This is a genomic window from Ruania albidiflava DSM 18029, from assembly GCF_000421225.1.
In the GTDB taxonomy this organism is placed as follows: domain Bacteria; phylum Actinomycetota; class Actinomycetes; order Actinomycetales; family Beutenbergiaceae; genus Ruania; species Ruania albidiflava.
On record NZ_ATWL01000034.1, the window covers coordinates 1 to 20,077 of the forward strand.

Sequence of the window (20,077 nt, forward strand, 5' to 3'; positions counted from 1 at the left end):
CCTTCTCCTCGACCTCGTAGCTGGTCCTGGTCGCCATCGTGTGCGGCCGCGAGGACCGCTCGTGCACCCCCCCTTCGCCCTCAGCCTGGTAGCGGTCGATCCAGGTCTTGACGCACTTGCGGGACACACCCATCGCGGCAGCGATGTGGGCCTGCTTCCAACCATCCCGGTGACAGTCGACGATCAGACGCCGACCATAGAAGGTCAGGCGGGCATTACGGTGTGACACGGAGCCTCCTTGTGGTGGTGCAGCCTTCGAACAGCCACACCCCACTCGGAGGCTCCTCCTAGGTCAACCAGACCCGCCGAGTGCTACCAACCTCCTGGCCGGGTACACTTAGGAGGCGGTTGCTCTATCCCCTGAGCTACGGGGCCCGGGGTGCAGCCTATCGCCCCGTACCGAGCGCACCGCACTCGGCGCAGGCCGCACCGCGCTACCGGCTCGCACCGCGTCGCCGCTGGCACCCACCGGCACAGTGTGGGAGCCTGCGCACGTGACCAGCAGCTGGGCGTCGCGGGTGATCGACGCCGACGCCGAGCGGGTCTTCGCAGCGATCACCACGCTGGAGCTGCACCGCGACCTGATCCCGCTGACCCGGGTGCAGGCCCCCGCTCCCCCGCTGCGCCGCGGCGACCGGGTGGTGGCCACCTCCCTGGGCGTGCTGCGCGACACCATGCTCGTCACCCGCACCGAGCCCCCGCAGGATGGGCGCCGCGGCGTGGTGGTGTTCGACAAGACCGGTCCGGTGCTGCTGGGCCGAGCACGCATCGCCGTCACCGCCCTGGGCTCGCGCACCTGCCGGGTGGACTGGACCGAGGACGTGCACCTGGTCGCGCCGTGGCACCTCGCCCAACCGGTGGTGGACCGGATCCTGGCGGTGATGACCCGGCGGGCGCTGCGCCGCTTCGACCTGCAGCTGCGCAGGCACGCTTCTTGAACCCCGCTGGGGTGACCTTATGGCTGCGATCGGGCGAGTTTGCCACCATAAGGTCACCCGCACGGCGCGTGCGGACGGGGCGGTCGCGATCCACCCGCCAAGAGCGTCTCAGAATGTGAGAATGGTGGGTACCGACACGACCTGCCAGAGGAGGTCCCCGATGACTGCACTCGCCGCCAACTACCAGCCGCTGGACCTCGAGATCGCCACCGGCGAAGGCGCCTGGGTCACCGACACGGCGGGCCGGTCCTACCTGGACTGCCTGGCCGGCTACTCCGCGCTGAACTTCGGCCACCGGCACCCGGAGCTGCTCGCCGCCGCCCATGCCCAGCTGGACCGGCTCACGCTCACCTCCCGCGCACTGCGGCACGAGGTGCTGCTCCCGTTCGCCGAGGCGATCACCGAGCTCACCAGCACCCAGATGTTCCTGCCGATGAACACCGGCGCCGAGGCGGTGGAGACCGCGATCAAGGCCGCCCGCAAGTGGGGCTACGACGTGAAGGGCGTCCCAGCCGACCAGGCCACCATCATCGTCGCCGAGGGCGCCTTCCACGGCCGCACCACCACGATGATCTCCATGTCCTCAGACCCCGAGGCCCGCACCGGCTTCGGCCCCTACACCCCCGGATTCCGGATCGTGCCCTACGACGACGCGCAGGCCGTGGCCGACGCGATCGACGAGACCACGGTCGCCGTGCTGGTCGAACCGGTGCAGGGCGAGGCCGGGGTGCTCATCCCCTCGACCGGTTACCTGCCCGAGCTGCGCCGGCTCACCGACGAGGCCGGTGCCCTGCTGCTGCTGGACGAGATCCAGTCCGGGCTGGGCCGCACCGGCGCCACCCTCACCCAGGAGCTGGCCGGTGTGCAGGCGGACCTGACCATGCTCGGCAAGGCGCTCGGCGGCGGGATCGTGCCCTCCTCCGGAGTAGTGGGTCGGGCGGACGTGCTCGGTGTGCTCACCGCCGGCACGCACGGGTCCACCTTCGGCGGCAACCCGGTCGCCAGCGCCGTAGGCCTGGCAGTAGTACGGCTGCTGGCCACCGGGGAGTACCAAGAGCGGGCCCGCACGCTGCACCCGGTCCTCGCCGGTCGCGCCGGGCAGCTGCTGGAGGAGGGCCTGATCACCGACGTGCGCTGCCTGGGCCTGTGGCTCGGGGTGGACGTGAGCGACCGCAGCGGTCGGGAGGTGAGCGAGCGGATGGCCGCCGAGGGAGTGATCGCCAAGGAGACCCACGGCCACACTCTCCGCCTCGCGCCACCGCTGTGCATCAGCGAGACCGAGCTGCAGCAGGTGATGGATGCGCTCGCCAAGGCGGTGCGCTGAGCCCGGGCGCTCGACGGCGCAGCTCACCGGGGCGAGCAGCACCCACCCGGGCAGTACGTGTCACGTTCCCGCCGGTGGCGGTGTCCTATGGGTGACCCGATACCAAGGAGGAACCCATGACCACCCGGAGGAACGTCGTCGTGATCGGTGGCGGCTACGCGGGCGTGATGGCTGCCAACCGGCTCACCCGCCGCGCGGACGTGGACGTCGTGCTGGTCAACCCGCGCGCACAGTTCGTCGAGCGCATCCGGCTGCACCAGCTGCTCAGCCAGACGTACAGCCCCAGCCACGACTTCGCCGAGCTGCTCGCCGAGCGGGTGCACCTGCTGGTGGACTCCGTCACCCGGATCCACCCCGACGAGCGGCGACTGGAGCTGGCCAGCGGCGGCGAGCTGGGCTACGACTACCTGGTGTACGCGGCCGGCAGCACGAGCGCCGGTGCACAGGTGCCAGGTGCTGCCGAGCACGCCCAGCAGGTAGGCAGCCTGGAGGAGGCACAGCGGCTGGAGGCGGCCCTGCACCTGCTGTCCACCGATGACCCGATCACCGTGGTCGGCGGCGGGCCGACGGCGATCGAGACCGCTGCCGAGCTGGCCGAGCGGGGCCATCGGGTCACGCTGGCTGCCGAGGCGCTGGGCGCCACGCTGCACCCGCGGGCGCGGCGCTGGCTGGCCCGCCGGATGCGCCGGCTCGGTGTGCACCTGCTCGTCGGCCCCGGATCGCGCGTCACTGCGGTGACGGCGCAGGAGGTGACCCTGGCCGATGGCCAGCCCGTCCGCAGTGCGCTGACCGTGTGGGCGGCCGGCTTCGGCCTGCCGGACCTGGCGGCGCGGTCCGGGCTCAGCACCGATGCCATGGGCCGGCTGCGCACCGACGAGACGCTCACCAGCATCGACAGCCCGCACATCGTGGCCGCGGGAGATGCGGCCGCACCCTCCGGCCTGCCGCTGCGGATGAGCTGCCAGGCGGCCGTGCAGCTCGGCCCGCAGGCGGCCGAGACCGTGCTCGGCCAGATCTCGGGTGAGCCGCCGCGCCCGATCGGGGTGGCGTTCGTGGCCCTGTGCTTGAGCCTGGGTCGGCGCGCCGGGCTGCTCCAGGTCACCCGCCGCAACGATGCCGCTCTCCCGGTGCACGTGCCTGGTCGGGGTGGTGCCCTGGTCAAAGAGCTGATCTGCTCCGGCACGCTGGCTCAGCTGCGGTTCGAGGCGCGTCACCCGGGCCGCCTCGATGGTTGGATGAGCGATCCGGGCCGCACCCGTAGGCTGGCGGTCTCCAGCGGTGCGACCCAGGAGATGGACCCAGAGCGATGACCGAGGCGGCGACCGAGCAGTTCCTGGCCCAGCGCGGCCTGCTGTTCACCGTGGCCTACGAGATCCTCGGGTCGGCCGCGGTCGCCGAGGACGTGCTGCAGGAGACGTGGTTGCGCTGGTCGAAGGTGGACCTCAGCACGGTCGAGGAGCCGCGCGCCTACCTGGTCCGGATCGCTGCCCGGCTGGCGTTGAACCGGCTGCGTACGCTCAGCCGCCGCAAGGAGACCTACACCGGTTCCTGGTTGCCGGAGCCGGTGCTCACCGTGCCGGACGTGGCCGAGGACGTGGAGCTGGCCGAGAGCGTGTCGATGGCGCTGCTGCTGGTGCTGGAGACGCTCTCGGCCACCGAACGGGTGGTGTTCGTGCTGCACGAGGTGTTCGCGGTGCCGCTGACCGAGATCGCCGAGGCGCTGCAGAAGACACCTGCGGCGGTGCGCCAGACTGCCCGTCGCGCGCGCCGCCACGTGCAGGCTCGCCGACCGCGGCAGGAGAGCTCACCGGCCCAGGCGCGGGCCGTCGTCGAGGCGTTCAACGAGGCGCTGATGACCGGTGACCTGGACGCCCTGCGGGCGGCGCTCGCCCCGGACGTGGTGTACGTGGCCGACGGTGGCGGGGTGCGCACAGCCGCCCGGCACCCGGTGGTGGGTGCTGACGTGGTGCACAAGCTGCTGCAGGGTGCGATACGGATCGCCGGTGGTCAGTTCGCCACCGCCGTCGCCACGGTGAACGGCGGCCCGGGGCTGCTGGTGCACCTGCGCGGCACCTTCGATGGCGTGATCGCGGTGTCGGTGACCGGTGGGCTGGTCGACGGGCTGTACTACGTGCGCAACCCGGCCAAGCTCACAGGGCTCGCCCGGGAGGTGCCGCTAGTGCGGCGCTGAGGGTGGCCGAGCTGCGGGTGCAGCCCGCGCAACCGGTCGACGGCGCAGCCTTCCGGGATCCTGGTCCGCGACCGGGCCGAGGTCTACTTGCGCCGCTTCCAGCCCATCGCGATCGGCGGAAGGCCTTCGTCCTGCACCCGCGTAGGCACCACCATCACCGGGCAGGCGGAGTGGTGCAGCACCTGCTGAGAGGTGGACCCGAGCAGCATGCCGGCGAACCCGCCGCGCCCGCGGGAGCCGACCACCACCAGGTCCACAGCCGTAGAGAACTCCGAGAGCAACGCCGCCCCGTTGCCGTCCAGAGCGTGCCGACGCACCACCAGGTCCCGACCCTCCAGGGCGCGGTCGACGGCGACGTTCAGCCCTTCCTTGACGTCGGCAAGCACGCTCTCCCGGTCCACGGCCGCCGGCAGCCAGCCGAGGATCCCGGCCCCGGCGCCGATCGGGACGGCCACCACGGCGGTGAGCTCAGCGTCCCAGACCTCTGCCTGCTCGATCGCCCGGTTCAGGGCAACCTTCGCCGAGTCGGACCCGTCCACGCCGACCACGATCCTGTTGATCGGCAGCGGCGGGGCGTTGTCCTCGTCCCCCTCGTGCAGCGGCACCACCACAGTGGGGCAGTGCGCGTGCGCCGGGAGCGCGGAGGACACGGTACCCAGCACTCGCTCGGCGAAGCCGCTGCGACCGCGGGTGCCGACCACCACGAGGCACACCTGCTTGCTCAGGTCCACCAGCACACCGGCCGGGTCGCCGGTCTCCAGGGCGCTGGTCACCTCCACACCGCGGTCGGCCACGCGGGCGACGGCCTCGTCCAGCACCGCCTGGGCGCCTTCCCGGATGGCGGTGTCGTCCAGTGCCGCATACCCGCCGTCCAGGGAGGCAGCGGCAAACGTCGGGACTGCGTAGGCGCACACCAGGTGCAGCCGCCAGCCGACCTGCCGCGCCTGCGCGACTGCCCACTCCAGCGCGTTCAAGCTGGCCGGCGACCCGTCGACGCCGACCAGAATGACCTGCTCGTGCTCCATGACCAGTTCACCCCCGGTCTTTGGTGATCTCTTGGGTCAAGTCTGCCCTGTCCGAGCCGATGCTGCGTGCCAATCGCCGATCGAACACGCCAGCAAGACGACGGCCCGCCGCTGCCGGAGCAGCGACGGGCCGTCGTTCGAGTGCTGCGACCTCAGCCGATGACGCGGATGAAGGTCGGGTTGGAGCGCCAGATCTGGCTGGCGTGCAGCGGCGTGCCCGGGCTGCGGGCTGCGATGTGCTGGTTGTCGCCGAGGTAGATGCCCACGTGACCGGGCCACCAGACCAGGTCGCCGGGACGGGCCTCGGAGGCGGACACCTGGCGGCCTGCTCCCGCCTGCGCACTCGAGGTGCGCGGCAGCGAGATGCCCACCTGGTTGTAGACGTAGGCGGTGAAGCCGGAGCAGTCGAAGCCGGACGGGGTGGTACCGCCGTAGACGTATGGGGTGCCCACGTAGCGGTAGGCGATCTCGATCACCTGGGCGGCCACACCGCTGGCGTTGCTGGACGGTGCTGCGGCTTCGCTGGACTCGCTGGACTCGCTGCTCTCGGCCGACGCCGTCTCGGCGGACTCGGTCTCGGTCGACTCGCTCGCGGCGGTGCGCTCGTTGCTGCGGGAGGTCTGCGTGCTGGTGCGCTCGTAGGTCGCTTCCGGCTCTGGCTCCGGCTCCGGCTCCGGTTCTGGTTCCGGAGGTGGCGGCGGCGCCTCGGAGTCGACCTCCATGTTGGTGCCCAGGTTCCAGCTCACGTCAGCTTCCACGCTGATGGTGGCGTTCGTGGTGACGGCGTCCTCTGTGGCGGCATCGGTGATGGCCGCGGCTGCGAGGTTGCCGGTACGGACCGGGGTCGTGGCGGTGTTCGGAGCAGCGATGGCGCTGGAGGCGCCCAGGCTGAGGATGATTCCGGACGAAGCGACGGCAACAGCGGTGCGGCGTCCCACGGTGCCGGTGACGGCCTGTCCGAAGGTCGTCAGCGGAGTCACCGGTCGGCGTGCCGCGCGGTGTCGCGCAGACTTGGTGGTCTCGGTCAACTGTGTACCTCTCCTGTCGCCTACGAGGTGAGCTGTCGGGTTCGGGTGGGAGTGTCACCCGGTCCGCCTGCCTCTCGGCCGGTGGACTTCACCCCAAGGTGCTTCTCAGCACCGCGAGATTGGGTCCCCCGCCCCTGTCACGGGTTTCGATCTGACCTCGGGCAGTGACAGGGTTCGGCGTCTGTCCGGGGTACTCGTCGAAGGAGGGTTTCGGCGAGCGGGACTGACGCTACCTCAGGTCTGCGGCAATTGTCACGTTCCGGTCACGATTTGGTCGCGGATGTGACACAGGGCACGGGTTTCCGCGGCGTGTCGTGTGTCGCCACCACGGCGCAGACCGGCGCAACAGGCGGTATCGGCACCGCGTCGGCCAGCGGTGCAGGTCGGCTCAACCGGCGGTGACGAACACGTGCCGAGCGGTCTCTTCAGGCAGGTCGAGCACCGTCTCGCTGTCGTCCACCTGCACGGCGATCGCGTCCTTCTCCCGGGTGGCGCGCAGCCGCGCGGTCGGCACCAACCTCGCCTGCTGCAGCTCGCGCATCAGTGCGACGTCCACCTGCAGCGGCTCACCGATCCTGGTGACGACGAACTGGTCCGCCCCGGTACGCAGCGCCTCGGCCAACGAGGTGCCGCGCAGTCCATCCGCGGTGGTCTCGTCGAGCTCCTCCAGACCGGGGATCGGGTTGCCGTAGGGGTCGTGCTGCGGGTGGTCGAGCAGACCGATGAGTCGCTGCTCCACCTGGTCGCTCATCACGTGCTCCCAGCGGCAGGCCTCCTCGTGCACGTGCGGCCAGTCCAGGCCGATCACGTCGGTGAGCAGCCGTTCGGCGAGCCGGTGCTTGCGCATCACCCGGGTGGCGCGGGCCATACCCTCGTCGGTGAGCTCCAGGTGCCGGTCCCCGGTGACCACCATGAGGCCGTCACGCTCCAGGCGGGCGACAGTCTGGGACACCGTGGGCCCAGAATGCCCCAGTCGCTCAGCGATCCGCGCACGCAGCGGCACGATGCCGTCCTCGATCAGCTCGAAGACCGTCTTCAGGTACATCTCCGTCGTATCGATGAGATCGCTCACGGGGCCCTTTCCCTCCATGGCAGCCGGTGCAACCTCCACCCTATCGGCCAGGCCGCTTTCAGGGACCCCCTTCCCGGTCAGGAGAGACAGCGGTCACCATCTGCAGGGCTTGCCGCAGCTGGCCGTGCACACCTGGAACGATGGCCTGGGATGATGGGGGGCATGACGACGCTGGCCCTGCCCACCGACCTTCTGCCCGCCGACGGTCGCTTCGGGTCCGGGCCCAGTTCCATCCGCCCGGCGCAGTCCGCCACTTTGGCGGCGGTGGGCGGCACGCTGATGGGGACCTCGCACCGGCAGGCACCGGTGAAGAGCCTGATCGCGCGGGTGCGCGCGGGCCTGCGCGAGCTGTTAGCAGTGCCGGAGGGCTACGAGGTGGTGCTCGGCAACGGCGGGTCGACGTTCTTCTGGGACGCAGCCACGTTCGGGCTGATCCGCGAGCGCTCCCAGCACGTGGCTAGCGGAGAGTTCGGTACCAAGTTCGCCACTGCCGCGACCCGAGCCCCGTTCCTGGCCGAGCCGCAGGTGGTCCGCTCTGAGCCGGGCACGCTCGCCGTGCCCGAACCAGCCGAGGGGGTGGACGCCTACGCGTGGCCGCAGAACGAGACCTCCACCGGGGTGGTCGCACCGGTGCACCGGGTGGCCGATGACGCGCTGATGCTGGTGGACGCCACCTCGGCCGCCGGGGCGGTGGTGACAGACCTGTCCCAGACCGACGCCTACTACTTCGCCCCGCAGAAAGCGTTCGGCTCCGACGGCGGGCTGTGGCTGGCCGTGCTCTCCCCCGCCGCGCTGGCCCGGATCGAAGAGCTGGGCGAGCGGTGGGTACCCGAGTCCCTGTCGCTGGCAGCAGCGGTGAGCAACTCCCGCAGGGACCAGACGCTGAACACTCCAGCGATCGCCACGCTGGTGCTGTTGGTCGAGCAGATCGACTGGATGCTGGAGCACGGTGGCATCGAGTTCGCCGCCGGTCGGTCGGCTGCCTCGGCGGAGATCCTCTACTCCTGGGCGGAGAGCCGGGAGTACACCGACCCGTTCGTGCAGCAGGCCGAGGCCCGCTCCCCGGTGGTAGGCACGATCGACTTCGCCGAGGAGGTGGACGCCACCCAGGTGTGCACGGTGCTGCGGGAGAACGGTGTGGTGGACACCGAGCCCTACCGCAAGCTCGGCCGGAACCAGATCCGGGTGGGTATGTACCCGTCGGTGGACCCGGCGGACGTGCAAGCGCTCACCGCGTGCGTGGACTACGTCGTCGAACGCCTCTGACCCCACCCCCTGCCCCGAAATTGCTTGTCGATCTGGCGGCTGACAGTAGCCAGATCGACGAGCAATTTCGGCCTTGGCGGGCTTGGGGTGGGGCACCTCAGCCGAACACGCCGAGCGCGCCCAGCCCGCGTAGCGTGCCGGCCTGCCAGGAACCCCAGAGCACGACGGCGGTGCTCACCAGGGCGGTCCCGGCCAGGACCGCATCGCCCACCTGGAGCGGGGAGGGTGCCGCGATCGTCCGGGGCCCGGCGCCCAGTCCGCGAGTCTCCAGGGCGATCGACATTCGCTCCCCGCGTCGCAGCGCCGTCACGAGCAGGGTGAACGCGGCGCGGGACAGCGCCCGCGGTGCCCGGGAGGGGCCACGGCCCCGGCGGCTGGCGTCCCGGGCCGCCTGTGCCGCGCGGATCGTGGCCCAGCTCTCCGGGAGCTGTTCCAGCAGCCGGTAGCCGGCGAGCACGGCGTAGGCGAACCGGCCGTCCAGGCGCACGTGCTGGTGCAGGCTGGTCATCAGCCGGGCGCCGTCGGTGGTGAGCACGAACGTCACCGAGGTGATGCCGATCAGCAGGGTGCGCACCGCCAGCCCGGCCCCGATGCTCAGCCCCTCGACGGTGATCGGCACAGGTCCGAGCCGGGCGAGCAGCTCTCCGGACCGGGTGCAGGCGTTCACCAGCAGCAGGCTCAGCGCGAACGCGGCGAACGGCAGGTGCGCGCGCAGCAGCGTGCCGGCCGGGATCCGACCCGCCCGCAGCGCCACCGGCCAGGTGAGCAGGTACAGCACGCCCGGGGTGACCGGGTCGGTCACGCCAGTCAGCACCAGGCAGATGACCAGCAGCACGGCAAGCTTGACCGTGGGGTCGCGGCGGTGCAGCACCGAGTCCACCGCCAGCGGGCGCCCGAACGCCGGCCTCATGCCGCCACCTCCCCGGCGGCGGCCTGCGCCTCGAGCAGGCCGAGCACGTCGCGGGCGGCACCGAGTCCGCCGGGCCAGGCGGCCAACAGCGGCGGCAGGCGTAGGCCGGCACGGGCGAGCAGCCCCGGGGTGAGCACCTCCTCCACGCCACCGCTGGCCACCGGGCGACCGCCGGCCAGCAGCAGCACCTGGTCGGCCAGCGTGGCAACCAGGCGCAGGTCGTGGCTGACCAGGACCACTGCCCGATCCTCGGCAGCCAGCCGGTCCAGCTCTGCGGCCACGGCGGCGGTGGTGCGCCGGTCCTGGCCGAAGGTCGGTTCGTCGGCGAGCAGCACCTCGTCGGCCATCACCGTCATCGCGGCCAGGGAGAGGCGGCGCTGCTGTCCGCCGGAGAGTCGGAACGGGTCGGCCTCCTCCCGCCCGGTCAGGTCGTACCGAGCCAGCACTGCGGCCAGGTCCGGCGCACCCGCGCTCCGGCCGGCACCCCGGTCGGGTCCGCGCCGGTCGCCCCGGCCGCGCCGGTGCCCGCCATCCGGCATCCCGTAGCGGATCTCCTCGGCCACCGTCCGGGCAAGGAACTGGTGCTCCGGGTTCTGGAACACCATGCCCACCTGCGCGCGGCCGCTGATGCCGGTGGCCTCCAGCAGTCCGGCCAGACCGAGCAGCAGCGAGCTCTTCCCGGACCCGTTCACCCCGAGCACGGCGGTGATCTGCCCGGCACGAAGGTCCAGGTCCACGCCCTGGCACACGACCCGGTCCCCACGACGCACCTGCGCTGCCCGAGCGGCCAGCAGCACCGGCCCTGCGGCTCGCCGCCCGGCCGGTGGCCGGCACCCAGCCAGCTCCCCGAGCGCGCCTCCCAGCTGACTCCGCGAGACCGGACGCCCCAGTGCCCGGGTGAGCTCCGCCGTCGCCGGCAGCCAGGATCCGGTGGCGGCGACCTGCTCGGAGGTGAGCACCTGCGCACTGGGACCGTCGGCGACCACGCTGCCGCGGCCGTCGAGCACCACGCAGCGGGGCGGCAGGTCGCCGAGCTCGTCCAACCGGTGCTCGATGAGCAGGCTGCCGCCGTCCAGACCGGCGAGCATCGCGCCCACGCCGCGGGCGGCGGCCGGGTCCAGCAGCGCAGTGGGCTCGTCCAGCAGGAGCAGGTCCGGGCCGGCCACCAGGGCGGCCGCGAGTGCCACCCGCTGCCCTTCGCCGCCGGAGAGCTCGCTGGTGCGGCGGCCGGCCAGGTGCCCGGCACCGACCGCGTGCAGGGCGCGGCTCACCCGGGGTGGGATCTGCTCGCGTGGCACCGCCCGGTTCTCACAGGCGAAGGCCACCTCGTCGACGACGGTGGGCAGGCAGAGCTGGTCGGCCGGGTCCTGGGTGAGGGTGGCCACCCGGCCCGCGAGCTCGGGCACCGGGGTGCTGCGCGGGTCGGTGCCGCAGACGGTGACCTGCCCGGTGACGTCGGCCTCCACCGTCTGCGGCACCACCCCGGCCAGAGTGCGCAGCAGGGTGGACTTGCCCGCACCGCTCGGCCCGAGCAGCAGCACCCGCTCTCCCGGCTCGACGGCGATGCTCACCTGCCGCAGGTGCGGTGCCGGGGCCCCGGGGTAGGTCACGGTCAGACCGGTGGTGCGAGCCAGGTCAGCCATCGCTGACCTCGCTGTCGGTCTGCAGGCTGCCGGCCGCAGTCTTCGCGGCGCGCGCAGACCGGGCGGCTCGGCCGATGGTGTAGTTGTCCAGCACGCCGGTGCGCAGCAGGGCATCGCCGATCAGCTTGGCGAGCAGCCCGCACAGCAGCACCCCGGAGCCGAGCTGGAAGAGCACCCGGAGCTCGAAGAATGCCTGCCCGGCCCACCCGAAGCGGACCATGCCGAGAAGGAGGTTGGCGAGTGCCGCCGTCAGCCCGGAGACCAGGAATACTCCCCAGCCATACCGGCGGTACCGGGTGGCCGTGAACGCCACCTCAGCCCCGGCGCCCTGGATGAGGCCGACCAGGATGAGCATCGGGCCCACCGGGGAGGCGAGGAACACCACCTCCACGATCGAGGCGATGATCTCCACCAGGATGCCCACACCGGGTTTGCGCACGATGTAGATCGCCAACGGGGCGACGACCATCCATCCGCCGACGAGCACGTTCTGCGCGAGGTCACCCAGGGGTCCCATCGCGACCTGCAGCCAGCCCCAGAGCTGGACCAGCACCCAGTAGAGGAACCCGAACACCACTCCGAGCACCGCGAGAAGCACCAGGTCGTGCAGGGTGATCGGGCGGCAGCGGGAGGTGGTGCCGGCGCTCATCGGGCACCTGCCACGGCCGTGTTCGTGGGTGAGTTCAGCGACAGGCTCACGTGGCTGGTCACGTGCCGCACGTCCCGCCCGACCAGCAGCCACCCGCCGGTCACCGCGGCGAGCACGTCGGCCAGGTCGCCGTCCAGGCGGGTGGCGTAGTGCTCCGAGCCGGTGAGCACACCCAGGTCGCGGGCGTGGTCGATGGCGGCGTAGATGCCGGCCATGTGGTCCGCTTGGGGACCGTCGTCCAGCGGGTAGAGGGACCAGTGCGCGGCGGCGCGGGCCCCGGCCGGCGCGCTGGTGGGCAGCTGTTCGGGGGCGTGGGCGGTGCCGCCGGGCACCGAGCAGTCCACCTCGCCGGGGCAGCCGCGGGAGAGCAGCACGTGTGCAGCGGTGTGCACCCCGGTGCGGGCCACAGCGCCGATCACGTCCACCAGGTAGCCGAGCAGGTCGGACTCGGGACCGCGCACGTGGGTGGAGACGTCGTCGGTGCTGATCTCCAGGCCGCGGTCGTCGGTCTCGGCGAGGGCAGCCAGGATCAGGTCGGCGAAGGCGTCGGTCATCGGGTGCAGGCTGAAGCGCGCCCCCACGCCATAGGACTGCGGGGTGGGTGGGGTGGTCATGGGTGCCTCCTTGGGTCGAAGGCCCCCGGGCGAGTGCGCCGAGCAGTCGCCCCCGCGGGGTGCGCGCGGCGACCGGTCTGCTGCCCATCTCCCTACGCCGGTGCTAACCGGGTCAGGTTCCTCGGGTCTGCAGCCGGTGTTCCGACCGCACTCTCAGCGCCAACGCGCTCCCCGGGGGCTTGTCCCTGCCAGCCTACCCCGCGGTGATCACCGGTGGCACCGCCCCTCCCCGGGCTCGTGTGGAAGGTTGCTGGTGTCATGACCCCAGTGATCCTCCACACGAGGCCCGGAAGCGGCGGAAAAATCCTTGATAGGGTCGGCTCGTGCCGGAATCACCGCTCTTCCTGTCGCTCGCTGAGATCACTGCTGCCCTGGAGGACGGGCTCGCCAGCCTCGGCGCCGCCGGTGGCGCGATCGGCGGCGGCATCGGGGGCGGTGCGTCCGCCGGGACGCTCGGGGGCGCCGCAGGCGCCGCCGGCGGGGCCAGCGGCGGCGCGGTCGGCGCCCGCAAGGGCACCCGGTGGTTCACCAAGCTCGACAGCCGACGCCGGCACTGGCCGCAACCAAGCACCCCGGATCTCGCTGGTCGGCTGCACCAGTTCCTGAAGCACCCGCAGCAACGCGAGCTGACCGCGCCGGACGGCTCCTCGGTCGTCGGCCTGTACGCGATCATCGGCTCCGGGTCGATGAACCTGAACCCGTGCATCATCGAGACGGTCTGGGACGCCTCCGGGCTGCAGGCCGTCGCCTACGCGCGGGAGGGACTGATCAAGCAGCGCACCTGCGAGAAGGCGCTGGACCGGCTGCAGACGGAGGTCTTCGGCACCGGGGCGGCCTGAGCCGGGCGCCGGGGCTGCCTGAGCCGGCGCGCAGCGGAGCCGGCGAGCGGGATCAGGCCGCTGTGGTGGCGTCGCTGCTCTCCCGCACCGCCTCCTCGACCTGCGCGGCACGGCGGGCGGCGCGCTCCTCGGCATTGGTGAACGTCATGTGCGGGCGCTGCCGCAGCGAGTAGCGCACCTGCACGTGCCAGTGCTTGCGTGCCCAGATCGAAGCGACGATCACCACCAGACCGGCCACGATGGCACCGATCCCGATGGACCAGCGCGGACCCCAGGCGTCGGCGACCCAGCCGACCAGCGGGGCACCGAGCGGGTTCCCGGCAAACAGCACCATCATGTACAGCGCCATCACCCGGCCGCGGATCGCTGGGTCGGTGCTGATCTGGATGGCGGCGTTCGCGGAGGTGAGCATGGTCAGGGAGGTGAACCCGACCGGGATGCACGCCAGCGCGAACAGCTCGTAGGTGGGTGCCAGGGCGAGCAAGGTGCTCGCCACCGCGAACCCGGCGGCGGCGATGATCACGGTGCGTACCCGGGGCTGCTTGCGCCGGGCGGCCATCAGCGCCCCACCTAGGGACCCGATCGCCAGGACGGACCCGAGCACGCCGTACTCCCCGGCGTCCATGCCGAACTCCACCCGGGCCATCACCGCCGAGGTGAGCTGGAACTTCAGCCCGATCCCGCCGACGAGGAACACCACGGCCATGATCATGACGATGTCGCTGCGGTGGCGCACATAGGCCAGGCCCTCGCGCAGCTGGCCCTTGGCCTTCTTCATCCGTGGGGCGTGGCGCAGCTCGCCGGTGCGCATCGCCATCATCGCCCCGATGGTGGCGGCGAAGGAGACGGCGTTGATGATGAACACCCAGCCCGGTCCCACAGCGGCGATGAGCAGACCGGCCAGCCCGGGGCCGATCAGCCGGGCGGCATTGAACGAAGCACTGTTCAGCGCCACTGCGTTCGCCAGCCCGTCGGCTGGCACCAGCTCGGCGACGAACGTCTGCCGCGCGGGGGCGTCGAACGCGCTCGCGATCCCGAGCAGGAAGGCGAAGATGTACACCTGCCAGAGCTCGGCGTGCCCACCGAGCACCAGCAGTCCCAGCCCGGCTGCGAGCAGCCCCATCAGACCCTGGGTGACCATGAGCAGCTTGCGCTGGTCCACCCGGTCGGCGAGCACACCGGCGAGCGGGCTGAGGAACAGCGACGGGATGAACTGCAGCGCGGTGACGATCCCGACCGCGGTCCCAGACTCCCCGGAGAGGTAGGCGAGCACCAACCAGTCCTGCCCGACGCGCTGCATCCAGGTGCCGATGTTCGCCACCAGGGCGCCGGCGAACCAGAGCCGGTAGTTGAACTGGCGCAGAGACGCGAACATGGTGCTCACTGGGTGGTGATCCTCCTCAAGATCTCCTCTGCCTGGGACAGGATGCTTCGTTCTTCCACGGTCAGTGCAGCCAGCCGACGGGAGAGCCACTGGTCGCGGCGGCGCCGGGTCTCGGCCACGTACTCCCGGCCTGCTGCGGTCGCCTCGACCAACACCTGCCGGCGGTCGCTGGGGTGCTCAGTGCGCCGCACCAGCCCCTCGGCCTCCAGCGACTTGATGGTCCGGGTCATCGACGGCGGCTGCACGTGCTCGCGGGCAGCGAGCTCACCAGGGGTGAACGGTCCGTGCGCCACCACCGCCCCGAGCACGGAGGCGTGCGCGTCGGAGAGCCGCCCGGCCCTCTCGGCCCGCAACCGGCGGGAGGAGCGCAGCAGGGTCACGCGCAGCCGGGAGGCGAGTCCGCCGGGCGGCTTGGGCAGGCACTCCCGCGACCGCTGACCGTCCCGGCCACCGGATCGGGTCCTCCCGCTCCCCGAGGGGCTGCCTCCGGCTGCGGAACTTGCACGCTCGGACGACATCGTCCAACATCGTAGATCATTACTTTGGCTAAGTAAAGACCGCGCACGGTGCGCCCCGTCACAGCCCACCGGAGTGGCATCTGTCGCCGGCTGTGATGCACGACACGCCGGGCGCAGCGAACGCGCACCGGAGGGTGGCTATTCTCAGGGGTGCCAATCAGGGGTCCGGTTGCGGCCCCGTCGGTCTGGTCAACGGAGCTGCACACAGCGTCACCGCGCTGCCCTGTGCGCAGGAAAGGATCCTCAGTTGAAACGCCTGTGGTCACGTCAAGTGGGTTGCGCGATAGTGGCGGCCGCCGCTGCGGCCGCGCTCGGTCTTGCCGGTTGCTCCGCAGGGGCAGCAGACGGCTCTCGCGGCAGCGGCGGCTCCACGGCTGGTGCACAGGAGGACGACAGCGGCGAGCAGATCGACGACGCCGCGATCGTGCAGGCCCCGGCGGACCTGGCCGGCAGCACGTCGCTGTCCATCGAGGCCGAGTTCACCGCCGTTCAGGAGAGCGACGAGGCCCGCCTGCTGGCGCCGGGTGTGGACCTGCGCATCACCGAGGTGGCCCAGACCGACGCGCTCAGCGTCGAGGTGGTCGAGGACCTCGGCGGCGAGGTGGAGCAGACCGAGGACGAGGCACCTGTGGAGACGGTGCACGCTGCCGACGGGCACGTGTTCTGGATCGCCCGGTACAGCAGCGACGACCCACAGTGGGAGCCTCGCGGGGAGGTCCCGGACAGCACCGCGACGCTGGCCCTGTCCGGCAACGAGGTGGCCGACGTGTTCACCACCTCGGACGGCACGATGCACCGCGGCACGGTGGTGGCGAGCCTGCCGGCCGACTCCGGCCCGGACGCCGGCGTGCTGCAGGTGGAGACGGACGAGAAGTTCCAGGAGCTCAGCCTGCTGGACGGCACCCGAGTCGCCAGCGACGTGGAGCACATCTACCAGGTGGCCGGCCACCAGGTGGAGGTCACCAGCGCGGAGGAGTTCGAGGAGACCTTCGAGGGCCTGACCGGTGAGCAGCGGCTCGCCGGCAGCGTCGTCGGCGGGTTCGTCACGCCCTGGCTGGGCCGGAGCGACAACGGCCAGGGCTGGGCCGGTAACGGTCAGATGTACCTGTCCGTGGAGCTGGAGTGGGCCGAGTTCGAGTCGGTGAGCGACGATGAGACCGGCATCTACGTGGAGCTCGCCGACGGGACGACGGTGCGCCAGCACGACCCGAGCAGCTACCTGAGCTCCCCGTTCCGGGAGAACCCGGTGTTCCTCATCCCGGCCGACTCCGAGGCCGTGACGGTGGTGCTCGAGCCCAAGGTCACCGTCGCCCTCCAGTCCGAGGCCCTCACCTGGGACGGCCCGTCAGCGGAGCTGAGCATCACCGACGCCTGAGGCACCCGCTAGGACGACCTCGGGCGCTGCGCTCCTCACCGGAGAGCAGCGCCCGAGCGTGCGAAGGGAGCAGGGCTTGAGCGGTCAGCCGAAGGCGACCTGCAGCGGACCGCGCAGGAAGTAGAAGACGAACAGCACTGCGGTGACCCACATCAGCGGGTGCACTCGGCGGCCCTTGCCCATGAACACCTGGATCACCACGAACGCGATGAACCCCGCCCCCATCCCGGCAGTGATCGAGTAGGTGAACGGCATCAGGATGATGGTCAGGAACGCCGGCACCGCCACCTCTGCGCGGGCCCAGTCGATACCGAGCACCTGGGTCATCATCAGGAAGCCGACCACCACCAGCGCGGGAGTGGCCGCCTCGGAGGGGACGATGTCCACGATCGGAGAGAGGAACGTGGCCAGCAGGAACGCGACCCCGGTGACGATCGAGGCCAGACCTGTCCGGGCGCCGTCACCGACGCCGGCGGTCGACTCGATGTAGGAGGTGTTCGAGGACACCGAGGCTGCCCCACCGGCTGCAGCCGCGATCGAGTCGACGATCAGGATCTGGCGGGTGCCGATCGGGCTGCCGTCCTCGTCCAGCAGCTTCGCCTCTGTACCGACGGCGACCATCGTGCCCATCGTGTCGAAGAAGTCGGCCAGCAGCAGCGAGAACACCAGCAGCACCACAGTGACGCCGCCGATCTTGCTCCACGAGCCGAGCAGGGAGAACTGCCCGAGCAGGGAGAAGTCCGGCAGCGTGACCCACTGGTCTGGCAGCGCCGGGACGTTCAGCCGCCACCCGGTCGCGTTCGGCGACCCGTCAGCGTTCATCGAGCCACCCACCTGCGCGATCGCCTCGACGATCAGTGCCAGCACGGTCGCGCCGATGATGGCGATCAGCAGCGCGCCACGCACCTTGCGCAGGTAGAGGATGATCGCGGCCAGCAGGCCGATGATGAACACCAGCGTGGGCCAGCCGGCCAGCGACCCGTCCACGCCGAGCTCCACCGGGGTGGCCTGCGAGGCGGGGATGCGCACGATGCCGGCGTCCACCAGGCCGATGAGTGCGATGAACAGGCCGATACCGACGCTGATCGCAGTGCGCAGCTCCTTGGGCACCGCTCGGAACACCGCTTCCCGGAACCCGGTGAGCACCAGCAACAGGATCACCACACCCTCGATCACCACCAGGCCCATGGCATCGGCCCAGGTCATCTCCGGCAGCACGGCGATGGAGAAGGCGACCACGGCGTTCAGACCGAGCCCGGCGGCCAGCGCGATCGGGAAGTTCGCGACCGCGCCCATGGCGATGCACATGATGCCGGCCACCAGTGCGGTCGCGGCCGCGACCCGTGCGATCGCTTGGTCGGGGTCGCCGCCGATAAAGCTGCCGCTGCCGTCGGCCACAGTGCCGATGATCAGCGGGTTGAGCACGATGATGTAGCTCATCGCGAAGAACGTGACCAGGCCGCCGCGGACCTCCCGGCCGACCGTGGAACCGCGCTGGGTGATCTTGAAGAATCGGTCGATCGCGCCCACGGACTTCTCCGGCGCCTGTGAGGAGGTCATAGCAGGCATCTTGGCAGAGACGGACCGTTTGGCGAGCAGCTTTGGCCGGTGGCTACGATCGCAGGGTGAACCACCCTCACCCCTCGCCCCCGGAGCTCAAGCCCGCCCGGGTGAACGTCAAGGCGTTGTTCCTTGCGGGCACGATCGCATGGCTGCTCGGGCTGCTCGGGGTGGGGGTCGCGTTCTTGGCGGGCCGCTCGCCCGACCCCCGGTTGGCGTTGGTGTGCGTGGCTGGGATCGTGCTGGGCATGATCGGCTACTGGTGGGTGCACGTGGTGCACCTGGTCGACGACGAGGGGATGAGCGCGTGAAGGTGCTGCTGCCGGACTCGATGCCGTTGTCGGTGTCATTGCCTGACGGCGTGACCTCCGTGGTCTACGACGTGCACCGGCCAATCCCGGCCGAGCATCGCGATGCTGAGGTGCTCGTCATCTGGCAGTCGCCTGTTGAGCGGCTCGCGACGATGCCCGGTGAGCTGCCTAGGCTTCGCTGGATCCAGTCGCTGATGGCCGGCACCGATGCGATCGAGGCGGCCGGGTTCGACGAGGGCGTGCTGCTCACCTCCGGGAAGGGTCTGCACGATGCCCCGGTCGCGGAGCACACCCTGGCCCTGATCCTGGCCGCTGCGCGGCGGCTGGATCGTACGCTCGCTGCTCAGGTGGACGGCGAGTGGCGCCCGTCCCAGGACGCGAACCTGCCGTTCGGGTCCCCCGCCGCGTTCACCACCCTGACCGGGGCGCACGTGGTGGTCTGGGGGTTCGGCGGGATCGGCACCCGGCTGGCGGGGTTCCTGCAGATGCTCGGCGCCCGGGTGACCGGGGTGGCCCAGTCGTCCGGTGAGCGCAACGGGTACCCGGTGGTGACCGCCGAGGAGCTGCCCGAGGTGCTGCCGACGGCGGACGTGCTGGTGAACATCCTGCCCGCCACTCCTGCGACCGCGGGCATCGTGGACGCACCTGTGCTGGCGGCGCTGCCGGAGCAGGCCTGGCTGGTGAACGTGGGCCGCGGTGCGACCGTGGACGAAACGGACCTGGTGGCCGCGTTGCAGGCCGGCAGCATCGCCGGCGCCGCGCTGGACGTGTTCGCCACCGAGCCGTTGCCCGCCGGTTCTCCGTTGTGGCAGGCGCCGAACGTGATCCTCACCCCGCACTGCGCCGGTGGCCGCCCCGACCACCCCGAGTCCCTGATCGAGGAGAACCTGCGCCGCCTCCTGGCCGGCGAGGCGCTGCTCAACCTGGTCCCCTGACCCCTCCACCGGTCCCCACCTCTCCCCCGGCCCCCTCCCGGGGTGAAATGCCGAGCAGTGCTGTCATGGCTGCACCCGATCACCAGCTCCGCCCTGGCCGCGCAGTGCGGCAACGATCCCGCGCGCCAACGCCTCGTCGGTGGTCTCATACTGGCTCTTCCGGATTCAGAGTGCGTAGGGCGTCGTCGCTGACGGCGAGCTGAGGCGGATCGTGAGCGGGCCTTGGGTGAAGATGGAGGTGCTCAAACCGCCCATCCTCGACCCAAGGCCCTACCGTGGAATCTACCTCCTGCGCCCCTGCTGGCTGCCCTGTTGCTGATGTCATCTGCCGCACTCTCGAGCTCGGGGTGTTCATCACCGGCGCGAGCGTGGCCGAGGGGGAAGTGACGGTCATCGAGGCCTCACCGCGGCAGGTGCTGGGCTTCTGCCCCACGTGCGGCGCCGAGGGGCGGCTGCGGGACCACGTCATCCGAGAGCTGACCGACATTCCGATCG

The 20,077-nt window shown here is 71.2% G+C and carries 20 protein-coding genes and 2 riboswitches; of the genes, 9 read left to right on the plus strand and 11 right to left on the minus strand.

Annotation, left to right across the window (positions count from 1 at the left end):
* Positions 1-229 (minus strand): helix-turn-helix domain-containing protein (locus tag K338_RS24005; protein WP_040654458.1); only part of this gene is annotated, 229 nt, incomplete at its 3' end.
* Between the two features lie 265 nt (positions 230-494).
* Here K338_RS24005 and K338_RS24850 point away from each other — a divergent pair.
* From K338_RS24850 to sigJ, 4 genes are all read left to right on the plus strand, one after another.
* Positions 495-938, plus strand: a complete 444-nt coding sequence (locus K338_RS24850; RefSeq protein WP_169579591.1) for an SRPBCC family protein — start codon at positions 495-497, stop codon at positions 936-938.
* Between the two features lie 160 nt (positions 939-1,098).
* Positions 1,099-2,262, plus strand: a complete 1,164-nt coding sequence (gene rocD, locus K338_RS0118830; protein ID WP_022919705.1) for an ornithine--oxo-acid transaminase — start codon at positions 1,099-1,101, stop codon at positions 2,260-2,262.
* A 116-nt stretch (positions 2,263-2,378) separates the two neighbouring features.
* The gene (locus K338_RS0118835; protein WP_022919706.1) at positions 2,379-3,572 is read left to right on the plus strand and encodes an NAD(P)/FAD-dependent oxidoreductase; all 1,194 of its coding nucleotides are present in this window, start codon (positions 2,379-2,381) and stop codon (positions 3,570-3,572) included.
* On the plus strand, positions 3,569-4,453 hold the full coding sequence (sigJ, locus tag K338_RS0118840) for an RNA polymerase sigma factor SigJ (protein WP_022919707.1): 885 nt from the start codon (positions 3,569-3,571) through the stop codon (positions 4,451-4,453). The genes K338_RS0118835 and sigJ overlap by 4 nt, the downstream gene beginning before the upstream one ends.
* Positions 4,454-4,536: 83 nt before the next feature.
* On the opposite strand, the gene K338_RS0118845 is transcribed toward sigJ, so the two are convergent.
* The 3 genes from K338_RS0118845 to K338_RS0118855 all read right to left on the minus strand — a co-directional run bounded on the left by K338_RS0118845 (position 4,537) and on the right by K338_RS0118855 (position 7,578).
* Positions 4,537-5,478 carry a universal stress protein gene (locus tag K338_RS0118845; protein ID WP_022919708.1) on the minus strand — a complete coding sequence of 314 codons (942 nt, stop codon included), beginning with the start codon at positions 5,476-5,478 and terminating at the stop codon, positions 4,537-4,539.
* Positions 5,479-5,630: 152 nt separating this feature from the next.
* Positions 5,631-6,506, minus strand: a complete 876-nt coding sequence (locus K338_RS0118850) for a C40 family peptidase (protein ID WP_022919709.1) — start codon at positions 6,504-6,506, stop codon at positions 5,631-5,633.
* A gap of 3 nt (positions 6,507-6,509) precedes the next feature.
* A riboswitch (cyclic di-AMP (ydaO/yuaA leader) is annotated at positions 6,510-6,665 on the minus strand.
* A 229-nt stretch (positions 6,666-6,894) separates the two neighbouring features.
* Complete coding sequence (locus tag K338_RS0118855; protein WP_022919710.1) at positions 6,895-7,578, minus strand: iron-dependent transcriptional repressor DtxR; 684 nt, start codon at positions 7,576-7,578, stop codon at positions 6,895-6,897.
* A gap of 162 nt (positions 7,579-7,740) precedes the next feature.
* Between K338_RS0118855 and serC the strand changes: the two genes are divergently transcribed.
* A complete protein-coding gene (gene serC / locus K338_RS0118860) occupies positions 7,741-8,844 on the plus strand; it encodes a phosphoserine transaminase (RefSeq protein WP_211218271.1) in 1,104 nt (367 codons plus the stop codon).
* A gap of 97 nt (positions 8,845-8,941) precedes the next feature.
* Here the strand turns inward: serC and K338_RS24015 are convergent, their stop codons facing one another.
* The 4 genes from K338_RS24015 to K338_RS24030 are packed head-to-tail and all read right to left on the minus strand — an operon-like array spanning position 8,942 to position 12,660.
* Positions 8,942-9,754, minus strand: coding sequence for an energy-coupling factor transporter transmembrane component T family protein (locus tag K338_RS24015; RefSeq protein ID WP_051155006.1), 813 nt, complete (start codon positions 9,752-9,754; stop codon positions 8,942-8,944).
* Positions 9,751-11,397, minus strand: a complete 1,647-nt coding sequence (locus K338_RS24020) for an ABC transporter ATP-binding protein (protein WP_051155007.1) — start codon at positions 11,395-11,397, stop codon at positions 9,751-9,753. The genes K338_RS24015 and K338_RS24020 overlap by 4 nt, the downstream gene beginning before the upstream one ends.
* On the minus strand, positions 11,390-12,046 hold the full coding sequence (locus K338_RS24025; RefSeq protein ID WP_022919712.1) for an ECF transporter S component: 657 nt from the start codon (positions 12,044-12,046) through the stop codon (positions 11,390-11,392). Before K338_RS24025 ends, K338_RS24020 begins: the two co-directional genes overlap by 8 nt.
* Positions 12,043-12,660, minus strand: a complete 618-nt coding sequence (locus tag K338_RS24030; protein ID WP_022919713.1) for a YkoF family thiamine/hydroxymethylpyrimidine-binding protein — start codon at positions 12,658-12,660, stop codon at positions 12,043-12,045. Before K338_RS24030 ends, K338_RS24025 begins: the two co-directional genes overlap by 4 nt.
* 70 nt (positions 12,661-12,730) lie before the next feature.
* A riboswitch (TPP riboswitch) is annotated at positions 12,731-12,844 on the minus strand.
* Between the two features lie 139 nt (positions 12,845-12,983).
* Here K338_RS24030 and K338_RS25750 point away from each other — a divergent pair.
* Entirely contained in the window at positions 12,984-13,499 is a 516-nt protein-coding gene (locus K338_RS25750; protein WP_040654461.1) for a hypothetical protein, read from the plus strand.
* A 52-nt stretch (positions 13,500-13,551) separates the two neighbouring features.
* On the opposite strand, the gene K338_RS0118890 is transcribed toward K338_RS25750, so the two are convergent.
* Positions 13,552-14,883 carry an MFS transporter gene (locus K338_RS0118890; RefSeq protein WP_022919714.1) on the minus strand — a complete coding sequence of 444 codons (1,332 nt, stop codon included), beginning with the start codon at positions 14,881-14,883 and terminating at the stop codon, positions 13,552-13,554.
* A complete protein-coding gene (locus tag K338_RS0118895; protein WP_022919715.1) occupies positions 14,880-15,401 on the minus strand; it encodes a MarR family winged helix-turn-helix transcriptional regulator in 522 nt (173 codons plus the stop codon). The genes K338_RS0118890 and K338_RS0118895 overlap by 4 nt, the downstream gene beginning before the upstream one ends.
* A gap of 271 nt (positions 15,402-15,672) precedes the next feature.
* Here K338_RS0118895 and K338_RS0118900 point away from each other — a divergent pair, with 271 nt between their 5' ends.
* Positions 15,673-16,776, plus strand: a complete 1,104-nt coding sequence (locus tag K338_RS0118900; protein ID WP_022919716.1) for a hypothetical protein — start codon at positions 15,673-15,675, stop codon at positions 16,774-16,776.
* 84 nt (positions 16,777-16,860) lie between these two features.
* Here K338_RS0118900 and K338_RS0118905 read toward each other — a convergent pair whose 3' ends face one another.
* Entirely contained in the window at positions 16,861-18,336 is a 1,476-nt protein-coding gene (locus K338_RS0118905; protein ID WP_022919717.1) for an NCS2 family permease, read from the minus strand.
* Positions 18,337-18,401: 65 nt separating this feature from the next.
* Between K338_RS0118905 and K338_RS0118910 the strand changes: the two genes are divergently transcribed.
* Together K338_RS0118910 and K338_RS0118915 are read left to right on the plus strand one after the other, a co-directional pair.
* Complete coding sequence (locus K338_RS0118910) at positions 18,402-18,647, plus strand: DUF2530 domain-containing protein (RefSeq protein WP_169579592.1); 246 nt, start codon at positions 18,402-18,404, stop codon at positions 18,645-18,647.
* A complete protein-coding gene (locus K338_RS0118915; protein ID WP_022919719.1) occupies positions 18,644-19,582 on the plus strand; it encodes an NAD(P)-dependent oxidoreductase in 939 nt (312 codons plus the stop codon). The genes K338_RS0118910 and K338_RS0118915 overlap by 4 nt, the downstream gene beginning before the upstream one ends.
* Positions 19,583-20,077 lie beyond the last annotated feature (495 nt).

Coding starts and splice junctions, on each gene's coding strand:
- K338_RS24025 (WP_022919712.1), bottom strand. CDS start 12,046: ATGAGCGCCGGCACCACCTCCCGCTGCCGCCCGATCACCCTGCACGAC.
- K338_RS0118845 (WP_022919708.1), bottom strand. CDS start 5,478: ATGGAGCACGAGCAGGTCATTCTGGTCGGCGTCGACGGGTCGCCGGCC.
- K338_RS0118835 (WP_022919706.1), top strand. CDS start 2,379: ATGACCACCCGGAGGAACGTCGTCGTGATCGGTGGCGGCTACGCGGGC.
- K338_RS24015 (WP_051155006.1), bottom strand. CDS start 9,754: ATGAGGCCGGCGTTCGGGCGCCCGCTGGCGGTGGACTCGGTGCTGCAC.
- K338_RS24020 (WP_051155007.1), bottom strand. CDS start 11,397: ATGGCTGACCTGGCTCGCACCACCGGTCTGACCGTGACCTACCCCGGG.
- sigJ (WP_022919707.1), top strand. CDS start 3,569: ATGACCGAGGCGGCGACCGAGCAGTTCCTGGCCCAGCGCGGCCTGCTG.
- rocD (WP_022919705.1), top strand. CDS start 1,099: ATGACTGCACTCGCCGCCAACTACCAGCCGCTGGACCTCGAGATCGCC.
- K338_RS0118895 (WP_022919715.1), bottom strand. CDS start 15,401: ATGTCGTCCGAGCGTGCAAGTTCCGCAGCCGGAGGCAGCCCCTCGGGG.
- serC (WP_211218271.1), top strand. CDS start 7,741: ATGACGACGCTGGCCCTGCCCACCGACCTTCTGCCCGCCGACGGTCGC.
- K338_RS0118905 (WP_022919717.1), bottom strand. CDS start 18,336: ATGACCTCCTCACAGGCGCCGGAGAAGTCCGTGGGCGCGATCGACCGA.
- K338_RS24030 (WP_022919713.1), bottom strand. CDS start 12,660: ATGACCACCCCACCCACCCCGCAGTCCTATGGCGTGGGGGCGCGCTTC.